Raw genomic sequence first — 11,252 nt, forward strand, 5'->3', positions numbered from 1 at the left:
GTACGCTCGAATTTTGCTTTAGCCATTTTTCCGACTCCGAAAAAAATCTAAATCACTACAACAGGATTTGGCGCAACCCCATCTAGCGAGCGCACCAGAGATAATGGTGCCCATGGGCAGGATCGAACTGCCGACCTCTCCCTTACCAAGGGAGTGCTCTACCACTGAGCCACATGGGCCTTGAGGCTGCCGAAGCAATCTCAAAAAACTTTGCTCGCCAACTGGAGCGGGAGACGGGAATCGAACCCGCGTCATTAGCTTGGAAGGCTAGGGTTCTACCATTGAACTACTCCCGCACAGATTGACTGCACGTCGCCATCTTTTCAGATGACTTCTCTTCTTCACCATTACTGGTGGAGGGGACTGGATTCGAACCAGTGTAGGCGTAAGCCAACAGATTTACAGTCTGCCCCCTTTAGCCACTCGGGCACCCCTCCGAAGAGATTTGAATTCTAGCACCGTTTTTTTCGTCAGAAAAATTTCAGTGCATTTTTTTCTCAGGCCACCTGGGCGATCCAAGAAAAATTGTGGTGCGGCTGGCGGGGATCGAACCCACGACCCTTGGCTTCGGAGGCCAATACTCTATCCACTGAGCTACAGCCGCTCAGGGCATCGCTGCCCTGCACAAGCCGAGCATTGTCGCATGACTTTGCCCCGGCACGTCCAAGCCCCCAGGACCCGGCGCTATTGCGCCTGCGGCACCGTGAAGCCCAACCCCCGCAGGCAGACATCCACCGCCTGCGCGCCCACCTGCTTGAGATCGAAGGCCCTTCCCAGCAGCCAGCTCTGCAGCAGGCCATCGAACATGGCGCACAGCGCGATCGAGGCCTGGGGAGCCGGCATGGACATGGTCACCGCATGGCTTTCGGCAGCCGCGCGCAGCGCCAGCTCCAGTTGCGCGGAAAAAGAGTCCAGTGCGGCACGGTTGCGCTCCTGCACGGGCATGAGCTCGCCCACGTATTCCACCTTGAGCAGCAGGATCTCGAAGACGCGCCGCGTACTGTCGTCATCGGCGATGCGCCCGAAGACCACCGCCATCAGGCGCCGCACATATTCCAGCGCATCGCATTCGGAGTCATCTTCGCAGTCACCCTGAGCAGCCTGCTCCAGCGGGAGCGTGACGCGGTCCAGCATGGCGTAGAAGAGATCCAGCTTGTCCTTGAAATGCCAGTAGACCGCACCGCGCGTGGCGCCGGCTCGCTGGGCAATCTCGTTGAGCGAGGCCCGGGCGACACCCTGTTCGTAGAACACTTGCTCCGCAGCGTCCAGCAGACTGTTGCGCGTTGCAAACGCATCTTCTTTCGTTCGTCGTGCCAAGATGTATTTCCTTCCATCGTTGAGCCCGGCCATGCCACGCTACGCCATGCTTCGCGCCGCCTTGCAGCAACAGCGGTCATTATACATTCATGTATGTATGTATAATCCGCGACTTGCCCGTGGACACGGGCGTTCCGGATAGCGCTGACCGGAACGTCAACATCGTTATTTGATTCAGCACAAGGACCCATCATGCCCAGCACACGCAGCAATGTGTCAGCCGCTCCGTCCCCTTACAGCAGTCTGCGCCTCACCACCGTGGCCCTGGCCGTCACTGCCGCAATGGCCATGGCGGCCTGCGGGAAAAAGCCCGAAGAACAAGCTGCCGCGCAGCAGCAGATGCCCGCCGTGCCGGTGGGCGTGGTGGTCGCCACCCCCGCCGACGTGGGCCTTGTGACCGAACTCCCTGGCCGCGTGGATGCGCGCCGCGTGGCCCAGATCCGCGCCCGCAGCGCCGGCATCGTGCAGGAACGCCTGTTCCGGGAAGGCAGCGATGTGAAGGCCGGCCAGGTGCTGTACCGCATCGATCCCGCTCCCTACCAGGCCACGCTCCAAAGCGCCAAGGCCACGCAGGCCCGCGCCGAAGCCAACCAGGCGCAGGCACTGGCGCAGTTGGAACGCTACCGCCCGCTGGTTGCCGCCAACGCCATCAGCAAGCAGGATTTCGTCAACGCCGAGGCAGCCTACAAGCAGGCCCAGGCCGATGTGGCGGCCGGCAAGGCGTCGGTGCGCACGGCCGAGATCAATCTGGGCTACACCAACGTCACGGCCCCCATCTCCGGCCGCATCGGCCAGTCGCTGGTGACCGAAGGCGCGCTGGTCGGCCAGGGCGAGGCGACTCCGCTGGCCGTGGTCCAGCAGATCAATCCTGTCTATGTGAACTTCACCCAGTCGTCCAGCGAGGCCTTCCGGCTGCGCCGCGCGATGGAGCAGGGCAAGCTCAAGAAGGCCGATGGCGCCGAGGCTGCCAGCGTCGAGGTGCGCCTGGACGACGGCACGGCCTATGAACTCAAGGGCAAGCTGCTGTTCACCGACCTGACCGTGGACAGCTCCACCGGCCAGGTCACGCTGCGCGCCGAGGTGCCCAATCCCAAGGGATTGCTGCTGCCCGGCATGTATGTGCGCGTGCGCATGGAGCAGGCCCAGGCGTCCAACGCCATTGCCGTGCCCCAGCAGGCGGTGACGCGCACCGAGACCGGCGACACCGTGAGCGTGGTCAGCGACGACGGCAAGATCACCAAGCGGCAGGTGAAGGTGACCACGGCCCAGAACAACCAGTGGCTGGTGAGCGAAGGCCTGCAGGCGGGTGAGAAGGTCATGGTCGACGGCTTCCAGAAGCTGCAGATGCTGCCGCCCGGCACGCCGGTCAAGCCTGTGCCCTGGCAGCCCGAGGCCGCAGGTGCCCAGAAGCCGGCCGGCGCGGCAGCGCCAGCCCCGCAAGCCGCAGCCGATGCCAAGCCTGCGGACCAGGCAGACAAGAAGTAATCAAGGGGCTCAGAAATGGCCAAGTTCTTTATTGACAGACCGATCTTTGCATGGGTCGTCGCGCTGTTCATCATCGTCCTCGGTGGTATCGCGCTGACCAAGCTTCCGATCGCTCAATACCCCAAGGTGGCTCCTCCGGCCATCGTCATCAACACCGCCTATCCAGGCGCGTCCGCGAAGGTGCTCGAAGACAGCGTGCTGTCCGTGATCGAGCGCGAGATGAACGGCTCGCCCGGTCTGGTCTACATGGAGTCGGTGGCCCAGGCCGATGGCACGGGCAGCATCACCATCAGCTTCGAGGCCGGCACCAACGTGGATCTGGCGCAGGTGGACGTGCAAAACCGCCTGTCGCGCGCCACGCCGCGCCTGCCTGCGTCCGTGACGCAGCAGGGCGTGCGCGTGGACAAGGCGTCGTCCAACTTCCTGCTGTTCATCATGCTGTCGTCCGAGGACGCCAAGGCCTATGACACGGTGGCCCTGGGCGACTATGCCTCGCGCAATATCGTGCCCGAAATCCAGCGTGTGGCCGGCGTAGGCCAGGCACAGCTGTTCGGCACGGAAAAGGCGATGCGCATCTGGTTCGATCCCGCCAAGCTGCAGGGCTACAAGCTCTCGGCCGAGGACGTGACAGCCGCCATCCGCAGCCAGAACGCCCAGGTGGCCAGCGGCGCCATCGGCGACCTGCCCAACATCACGGGCCAGAAGATCGCCGCCACGGTGACGGTGATGGGCCAGCTGTCTTCGATCGGCCAGTTCGAGAACATCGTGCTGCGCGCCAATCCCGATGGCTCCACCGTGCGCCTCAAGGACGTGGCCACCATCGAGATCGGCGGCCAGGCCTACGCGACCTCCGCCCGCCTGAACGGCAAGGATGCCGTGGGTATCGGCGTCCAGCTGACGCCCAGCGGCAATGCGCTGGCGACCGCCAAGGCCGTGCATGCGCGCATGGAAGAGCTGCAGAAGTTCTTCCCCAAGGGCGTGAAGTACTCCATCCCCTACGACAGCTCCAAGTTCGTGAGCATCTCCATCGAGAAGGTCGCCCACACGCTGCTGGAAGCCATCGTGCTGGTGTTCCTGGTGATGTACCTGTTCCTGCAGAACTGGCGCTACACGCTGATCCCGACCATCGTGGTGCCCATTGCACTGCTGGGCACCTTCGCGGTCATGCAGGCCGTGGGCTTCTCGATCAACGTGCTGGCCATGTTCGGCATGGTGCTGGTCATCGGCATCGTGGTGGACGACGCCATCGTGGTGGTGGAGAACGTCGAGCGCATCATGAGCGAGGAAGGCCTGCCGCCGCGCGAAGCCGCGATCAAGGCCATGGGCCAGATCTCGGGCGCCATCGTGGGCATTACGCTGGTGCTGATCGCGGTGTTCATACCGTTGGCCTTCTTCGCGGGGTCCACCGGCAATATCTACCGGCAGTTCTCCATCGTGATGGTCGCCTCCATCAGCTTCTCGGCCTTCATGGCGCTGACGCTGACGCCGGCCCTGTGCGCAACGCTGCTCAAGCCCGTGGAAGCCGGTCACCACCACGAGAAGAAAGGCTTCTTCGGCTGGTTCAACCGCACGTTCGCACGCTCGGCCAAGTCCTATGAGGGCTGGGTGGCCCGACTGCTCAAGCGCTCGGTGCTGATGATCGGTGTGTACCTGGCCGTGATCGCGGGCGCCGTGGTGGTGTTCCGTGGCCTGCCGACCTCGTTCCTGCCGACCGAGGACCAGGGCTACTTCATCGTCAACGTGCAACTGCCCCCTGGCGCCGCCAAGGAGCGCACGCTGGAGGTGATGAAGCAGGTGGAAGAAGCCGTGCTGCCGCAGCCCGAAGTGGCCAACATGGTCAGCGTGCTGGGCTTCAGCTTCTCCGGCCAGGGCCAGAATGCCGCCCTCGCCTTCGTGCCGCTCAAGGACTGGTCCGAGCGCAAGGGAGCGAACTCCACGGTGGACGCCATGACGGGCCGCATCATGGGCATGACGTCGGGCATCCGCGATGCCTTCGTGTTCGCCGTGAACCCGCCGCCCATTCCCGAACTGGGCAACGCCGTGGGCTTCTCGTTCCGCCTGCAGGACCGTGCCGGCCACGGGCACGATGCGCTGATCAACGCCCGCAACATGATGCTGGGCATGGCCGGGCAGAGCAAGGTGCTGGCCGGCGTGCGTCCCGATGGTCTGGAGGACGCGCCCCAGCTGCGCATCGAGATCGACCGCGACAAGGCCAACGCCCTGGGCGTGGACTTCACCTCGATCAATGCCGCGCTGTCCACGGCGCTGGGCTCGTCCTACGTCAATGACTTCCCCAACCAGGGTCGTCTGCAGCGCGTGATCGTGCAGGCCGATGCTCCGGCCCGCATGCAGCCCGACGATCTGCTGCGCCTGAACGCGCGCAATGCCAAGGGCGATCCGGTGCCGCTGTCCACGTTCGCGACCACCAAGTGGGTCAAGGGCGCCCAGCAGACGGTGCGCTACAACGGCTACCCAGCCGTGCGTATCGAAGGCTCGGCTGCTCCGGGCTTCAGCTCGGGCGATGCCATGGACGAGATGGAAAAGCTGGCTGCCAAGCTGCCCGAAGGCTTCGGCTTCGAGTGGACCGGCCAGTCGCGTGAGGAAAAGCTGGCGGGTTCGCAAGCCATCTTCCTGTACGCCTTCGCCATCCTGGCCGTGTTCCTGTGTCTGGCTGCTCTGTACGAGAGCTGGTCGATTCCGCTGTCGGTGATTCTGGTCGTGCCGCTGGGTCTGCTGGGCGTGGTGCTTGCCACCTTGCTGCGCAACTACTCCAACGACGTGTACTTCCAGATCGGACTGGTGACGGTGATCGGCCTGTCGGCGAAGAACGCGATCTTGATCGTGGAGTTCGCCAAGGACCTGCAGGCCGAAGGCAAGGGACTGATCGAGGCTGCGCTGGAAGCCGCCCACCTGCGGTTCCGCCCCATCATCATGACCTCGCTGGCCTTCGGCCTGGGCGTGGTGCCTCTGGTGATCGCCACGGGCGCGAGCTCGGCCAGCCAGCGTGCCATCGGCACCGGCGTGCTCGGCGGCATGATCACCGGCACCGTGCTGGCCGTGCTGTTCGTGCCCACCTTCTTCGTCGTGGTGCGCAAGCTGTTCAAGGGCAAGATCAAATCGCACAACCCGCCGTCCACACCGGCCGGCAAGGAGGCCTTGAGCCATGATTAATCGCAGTACCCCGGTGGCCATCGCCACCGCCCTGCTCCTGGCGGGATGCTCGCTCATCCCCACCTACGAGCGCCCTGCCGCTCCGGTCGCGGCGCAGTACACCCGCGCGAACGCCACCGCTGCGGCGGAAGGCGGCACGGCTGCAGCGCAGCTGCCCTGGCAGGATTTCTTCCAGGACGCACGCCTGCAGCAGCTGGTTCGCACCGCGCTGGACAACAACCGTGACCTGCGCGTGGCCGCGCTCAACATCGAGCGTGCCCAGGCCCAGTACCGGATCACGCGCGCCGACCAGTTCCCGACGGTCGGTGCAGGCGTCAACGCCAGCCGCGCCCCGAACACCACGGGCTCGGGCACCAAGTACGTCAACAGCTACCAGGTCGGCCTGGCCGTCACTTCCTGGGAGCTGGACTTCTTCGGCCGCATCGGCAGCCTGAAGGAAGCGGCCCTGGCACAGTATCTGGCGACCGAGGAAGCACGCCGCGCCGCGCAGACCAGCCTGGTGGCCGCCGTGGCCAGCGGCTGGTACACGCTGCTGGCCGACGAGCAGCTGCTGAAGATCTCGCGCGACACGCTGCAGACCCGTGAAGAGTCGATCAAGCTGACCAAGCTGCGCTTCGACACGGGCGTGGCGTCCGAGCTGGACTACCGCCAGGCCGTCTCGCTGACCGAGGCTGCGCGCGCCACGCTGGCGCAGCAGCAGCGCCAGCGCGCCCTGGATGAAAACGCCCTGGTGCTGCTGCTGGGCCAGTCCCTGCCAGCGGACGTGCTCGCCAGCCTGGGCTCCAGCCAGGGCCTGCGCGACACGGCGGACCTGCCCGCCGTGCCGGCCGGCCTGCCTTCGGACCTGCTCACGCAGCGGCCCGACATTCGCCAGGCCGAGCAGCAGCTGATCAGCACCAACGCCAACATCGGTGCCGCGCGTGCCGCCTTCTTCCCGCGCATCACGCTGACGGGGCAGTTCGGCACGGCCAGCAACGAGCTGTCGGGCCTGTTCAAGAGCGGCAGCTGGGGCTTCACCCTCGCGCCATCCGCCCTCCTGCCCATCTTCGATGCAGGCCGCAATTCGGCCAATCTGGCTGCGGCCAAGGTCGAGCGCGAAGTGGCCATCGCCCAGTACGAGAAGTCCATCCAGAGCGCCTTCCGCGAGGTCTCCGACGCACTGGACAGCCAGGGCACGCTGCGTGACCAGATCATGGCTCAGCGCGCCCAGCTCGAAGCCGAGCAGGCACGCCTGAAGCTGTCCGACCTGCGCTACAGCAACGGCGTGGCCAGCTACCTGGACCTGCTGGATGCACAGCGCACCCTGTTCGCGCTGGAGCAGTCCACCGTGAGCGTGCGTCTGGCGCAGCTGCTCAACCAGATCGAGCTGTACAAGGCGCTTGGCGGCGGTTGGACCGACAGGACAGCGACAGCAGCGGCAGCCACGCCGGCTCCCGCGCCCGCGCAGTAAGACCCAAGGCAGGCATCTGCCGCGCCAACCGCACAGAGGTGTTCTCCGCAAGGTGAACACCTCTTTTTCATGGCGCGCGGAAAGCATTTGCCATTTGCTTGATCCATCTCATGGCATATGTGCGCCCCAGGTCAACCCGGGTCTGCGCGCAGTGTCTGCAAGAGGCCCGTCGATATAATTTGTTGTTGACTCACGCCCCCACAACACAAGAGGACTTCATGAGCGCAACCCACACCGAAGAAGCCCATACGGGCCCGATCAAGAACCCCAAGCAGCTGCTGATGGCGGTGTTTTTCTCGTTCGTGGTTCCGGTGTTCGTGATCATCGGCCTCGTGCAATACGTGAGCTCGGCCGACAAGGCCGGCGCCGGCGCTTCCCAGACCGAAATGGCCAAGGCCCAGCGGCTGCAGAAAATCGGCCTCGTGGAAATCCGGGATGCCAATCGCCCGCTGCGCTCGGGTGAAGAAGTCTTCAAGGGCCAATGCGCGGCCTGCCATGCCACAGGTGCCGCAGGTGCTCCCAAGTTCGCGGATGCCGCGGCCTGGGGCCCGCGCCTGGCACAAGGTCTGGAAGGTCTGGTGCACTCGGCCCTCAAGGGCAAGGGAGCGATGGCGCCTCAAGGCGGCGGCGATTTCAACGACACCGAAATTGCCCGTGGCGTGGTCTACATGGCCAATGCCGCAGGTGGCAAGTTTGAAGAGCCCAAGGCCCCGGCCGCAGGAGGCGCTGCAGCAGAAGGTGCAGCGGCACCCGCCAACTGAGCAAGGCCCAGGATGTCTGGCACCAACCGGCTTCGGCCGGTTTTTTCATGCCCGGGCCGGACTGCGCACAAAACCGTAGCGTTGCGGCAACGTCTGTGCCGGCACCTCTTCACAGGCAGGCAGCATGCCGGCGTCCAGCGCGGCAGCGGCATCGACCATGTCCTGCGTATGGACCAGGCCCAGGCCGGAGGGCATGGCCAGATACAGGCGCCCTGTCTCATCCATCAAAACCTCCTTGATGTCTGCGGCCTGCAGCTCTGCCCCTGTGTGGCTGTGCACCTGCAGGCGCTCGCCATCCCAGCGCAGCCGCCATATCCAGGGTGTGCTTTCCAGTTCCACATACACGCGCTGGGGACCATTCTGGAAAAACCACCGACCGTCGGGCTCGGCAAGATAGTTGCGGGCGATGAAGTCCGCCAGCTTTTCGTTGCGCACCTCCGCGCCCTTGGCTCCCGGGGTGCCGCTGTCGAAAGCGCCGCAGGCCTGGGCCTCTTCATCGCGCAGATACCAGCGCCCGCGCTCGTCCAGCCCCAGCCAGCCGCTGCAGGCGGGCACATGGGGCCATTTGGCCATGGCCTGCTTCACGATATCGTCCATTGCATTCATCCTTGTTCGCTGTCTGCCAGCCACTGCGTGACGGCCTGCGGCATGCCCAGTACATGCCCTGGCCAATGTCCCTGTGCAAAACCCACATGACCGCCATGCGGCGGTTGCCACAGCGTAACCCGTGGGCCGACCTCGCCTGGCCCTGGCAGGCTGCATGCAGGGACAAAGGGATCGTCCAGCGCATTGAGCAGCAGCGCGGGCACGGCAATGCTGGCCAGCACAGGCTTGGCCGCCGCCCGGCGCCAGTAGTCGTGCGCATCGAGAAAGCCATGCACGGGTGCCGTGAACGCGTCATCGAACTCCTTCAGATCGCGCGCGCGCACCGCGGCATCGCGGTCGAAGAGGCCGGGAAATTGCGCCCATTTGACCCGCGCCTTGGGCACCAGCGTGCGCAGGAACATGCGTGTGTAGATCCAGCGGTTCAGACCCTGCCCCAGCGCCATGCCGCCAGCCGCCAGATCCAGCGGCGCACTCACCGCCGCCAGGGCCTGGACCACCTCGGCGGCCTTGTCTGCCTGCAGACCGGCCCAGCGCGCAAGCGCATTGCCGCCCAGGGAAACACCCACCACATGGAGCGGGCGGGAAGACCGTACGCGCAGGCGGCGCAGTATCCAGTCCACCTCCTGCACATCGCCCGAGTGATAGGCGCGCGGGCCCCGGTTGACCTCGCCGCTGCAGCCGCGAAAGTGCGGCACGGCCATGTGCCAGCCACGCTGCGCGGCCACCCAGGCCATGGCCTGGGCATAGTGGCTGTTCGCCGAGCCTTCAAGGCCATGGAAAAGCACCAGCCATGGCGCATCGGCAGGCAGGGTGGAAGCACCGCCGAAGGCGACATCGATGAAGTCGCCATCCGGGGTATCCCAGCGCTCCCAGCGCCAGGCGGGCGCCGCCTGGCCCACCGGCCAGCGGCGCGCGAACAGTGCCGGCCAGATGGTCTGGGCATGGCCCCCGGGCAACCAGCGCGCCGCCGTGAATTCGTGCATAAAAGCCCTGTTAGCAGTCCTTGCCACACCGCTGCGCAATGGCCTTTGCCCTACAGGGCAGCAGGCCGGGCGCGCAGCACAATCGCCAGCATTGCGCATGCATCGTGCGCGATACTGTTTTCCATTGTCGCTTTCAGGTTGCCATCTTATGAAACGTCTACTTGCCACGCTTGCCACCGTCCTGGCATTGACCGGCTGCGGCTACAACGACTTCCAGCGTCTTGACGAACAGACCAAGTCGGCCTGGAGCGAGGTGCTCAACCAGTACCAGCGCCGTGCCGACCTGGTGCCCAACATCGTGGCCTCGGTCAAGGGCGAGGCCAATTTCGAGCAGGAAACCCTGACCAAGGTGGTGGAGGCACGCGCGAAGGCCACCTCCATCCAGGCCACGCCCGAGTTGGTCAACAACCCCGAGGCCTTCAACAAGTTCCAGCAGGCGCAGGGCGAGCTGTCCAGTGCCCTGTCGCGGCTGATGGTGGTGGCCGAGCGCTATCCCCAGCTGCAGGCCAACCAGGGCTTCCGCGACCTGCGCGTGACGCTGGAGGGCACGGAGAACCGCATCACCGTGGCGCGCAACCAGTACATCCAGGCCGTGCAGTCCTACAACGTGCTGGCGCGCAGCTTTCCGACCAATCTGACGGCCAAGGTTTTCAGCTACGAACCCAAGCCCAGCTTCAGCGTGCAGAACGAGGCCGAAATCTCCCGTCCGCCCACGGTGGACTTCGGCAACAAGTAAGCCGTGACCATGTCCCTGGTGCCACTGTGGCGCATGCTTTGCGCCCTTGTCCTGACCATGCTGCTGCTGCCCGGGAGCACGCTGGCGCAGGCGCCGCAGCCCGTGCCGGCCCTCTCGGCGCGGCTCATCGACCAGACGGGCACGCTATCGGCCGATGAGGCACGCGCCATCGAAGACAGGCTGCGTGGCATCGAACAGAAGTCGGGCTCGCAGGTCGTCGTGCTGATGGTGGCCACCACCGCGCCCGAGGACATTGCCGCCTATGCCTGGCGTGTGGCCAGTGACTGGAAGATCGGCCGCCGCGACGTGGGCGACGGCCTGTTGGTGGTGATTGCCAAGAACGACAGGCGCATGCGCATGGAAGTGGCCCGCGCGCTGGAAGGCGCGATCCCCGACCTGGCGGCCGCGCGCATCATCGACCAGCAGATGGCACCGCGCTTTCGCCAGGGGGACTATGCGGGCGGCATCACCGCTGCGCTGGACCAGGTGGCAGCGCGCATTGCGGGCGAGCAACTGCCGGCGCCCTCCTCCAGCCCCCAGTCTTCCAAAAGCCCGGACAGGGGCTTCGACATGGAAGACCTGATGCTGTTCTTCTTCTTCGGCGTGGCCGTGGTCGGTCCCATCCTGCGCTCGGTGCTGGGCCGGCCGCTGGCCTCCGTGCTGGCGGGGGCAGGCGCCGGCATTGCCGCCTATGTGGTGACGGCCAGTCTGCTCGTCGCCGCAGGAGCGGGAGTTGTCGCGCT

8 protein-coding genes, 4 tRNA genes and 1 pseudogene are annotated in these 11,252 nt (G+C 65.3%); 6 read left to right on the forward strand and 7 right to left on the reverse strand.

Going from position 1 to position 11,252, the window contains the following annotated elements:
• Positions 1-104 precede the first annotated feature (104 nt).
• From INR38_RS28265 to INR38_RS28285, 5 genes are all read right to left on the reverse strand, one after another.
• Positions 105-179 (reverse strand) — tRNA-Thr (locus INR38_RS28265).
• A gap of 43 nt (positions 180-222) precedes the next feature.
• Positions 223-296 (reverse strand) — tRNA-Gly (locus tag INR38_RS28270).
• 55 nt (positions 297-351) lie between these two features.
• A tRNA-Tyr gene (locus INR38_RS28275) sits at positions 352-437 on the reverse strand.
• A 91-nt stretch (positions 438-528) separates the two neighbouring features.
• Positions 529-604: transfer RNA gene (locus tag INR38_RS28280), tRNA-Arg, on the reverse strand.
• 80 nt (positions 605-684) lie between these two features.
• Positions 685-1,317 carry a TetR family transcriptional regulator gene (locus tag INR38_RS28285; protein ID WP_169807227.1) on the reverse strand — a complete coding sequence of 211 codons (633 nt, stop codon included), beginning with the start codon at positions 1,315-1,317 and terminating at the stop codon, positions 685-687.
• A 192-nt stretch (positions 1,318-1,509) separates the two neighbouring features.
• Between INR38_RS28285 and INR38_RS28290 the strand changes: the two genes are divergently transcribed.
• From INR38_RS28290 to INR38_RS28305, 4 genes and pseudogenes are all read left to right on the forward strand, one after another.
• A complete protein-coding gene (locus INR38_RS28290) occupies positions 1,510-2,802 on the forward strand; it encodes an efflux RND transporter periplasmic adaptor subunit (protein ID WP_043825886.1) in 1,293 nt (430 codons plus the stop codon).
• Between the two features lie 15 nt (positions 2,803-2,817).
• The gene (locus INR38_RS28295) at positions 2,818-5,973 is read left to right on the forward strand and encodes an efflux RND transporter permease subunit (RefSeq protein WP_043825884.1); all 3,156 of its coding nucleotides are present in this window, start codon (positions 2,818-2,820) and stop codon (positions 5,971-5,973) included.
• A complete protein-coding gene (locus INR38_RS28300; protein ID WP_043825883.1) occupies positions 5,966-7,423 on the forward strand; it encodes an efflux transporter outer membrane subunit in 1,458 nt (485 codons plus the stop codon). The genes INR38_RS28295 and INR38_RS28300 overlap by 8 nt, the downstream gene beginning before the upstream one ends.
• Positions 7,424-7,641: 218 nt before the next feature.
• A pseudogene (locus tag INR38_RS28305) lies at positions 7,642-8,160 on the forward strand (c-type cytochrome); the annotation flags it as partial.
• 69 nt (positions 8,161-8,229) lie between these two features.
• Here INR38_RS28305 and INR38_RS28310 read toward each other — a convergent pair.
• Positions 8,230-8,781: a DUF2946 family protein gene (locus tag INR38_RS28310; protein WP_180318590.1), complete on the reverse strand. Its 552-nt coding sequence runs from the start codon at positions 8,779-8,781 to the stop codon at positions 8,230-8,232.
• A gap of 5 nt (positions 8,782-8,786) precedes the next feature.
• Complete coding sequence (locus INR38_RS28315; RefSeq protein ID WP_207444572.1) at positions 8,787-9,773, reverse strand: alpha/beta fold hydrolase; 987 nt, start codon at positions 9,771-9,773, stop codon at positions 8,787-8,789.
• A gap of 148 nt (positions 9,774-9,921) precedes the next feature.
• On the opposite strand from INR38_RS28315, the gene INR38_RS28320 reads away from it, so the two are divergent.
• Both INR38_RS28320 and INR38_RS28325 read left to right on the forward strand, forming a co-directional pair.
• Positions 9,922-10,509, forward strand: coding sequence for a LemA family protein (locus tag INR38_RS28320; protein ID WP_012202362.1), 588 nt, complete (start codon positions 9,922-9,924; stop codon positions 10,507-10,509).
• Positions 10,510-10,542: 33 nt separating this feature from the next.
• Positions 10,543-11,252, forward strand: a 710-nt coding sequence (locus INR38_RS28325) for a TPM domain-containing protein (RefSeq protein ID WP_207476062.1), incomplete at its 3' end; no start/stop codon positions are given.

Origin of the sequence: Delftia sp. SD018 (genome assembly GCF_017355445.1) — a bacterium.
In the GTDB taxonomy this organism is placed as follows: domain Bacteria; phylum Pseudomonadota; class Gammaproteobacteria; order Burkholderiales; family Burkholderiaceae_C; genus Comamonas; species Comamonas acidovorans.

What these genes read in the sequence shown, in the direction of transcription:
- INR38_RS28295 (WP_043825884.1), top strand. Translation starts at nt 2,818, where the DNA reads ATGGCCAAGTTCTTTATTGACAGACCGATCTTTGCATGGGTCGTCGCG.
- INR38_RS28320 (WP_012202362.1), top strand. Translation starts at nt 9,922, where the DNA reads ATGAAACGTCTACTTGCCACGCTTGCCACCGTCCTGGCATTGACCGGC.
- INR38_RS28315 (WP_207444572.1), bottom strand. Translation starts at nt 9,773, where the DNA reads ATGCACGAATTCACGGCGGCGCGCTGGTTGCCCGGGGGCCATGCCCAG.
- INR38_RS28300 (WP_043825883.1), top strand. Translation starts at nt 5,966, where the DNA reads ATGATTAATCGCAGTACCCCGGTGGCCATCGCCACCGCCCTGCTCCTG.
- INR38_RS28290 (WP_043825886.1), top strand. Translation starts at nt 1,510, where the DNA reads ATGCCCAGCACACGCAGCAATGTGTCAGCCGCTCCGTCCCCTTACAGC.
- INR38_RS28310 (WP_180318590.1), bottom strand. Translation starts at nt 8,781, where the DNA reads ATGGACGATATCGTGAAGCAGGCCATGGCCAAATGGCCCCATGTGCCC.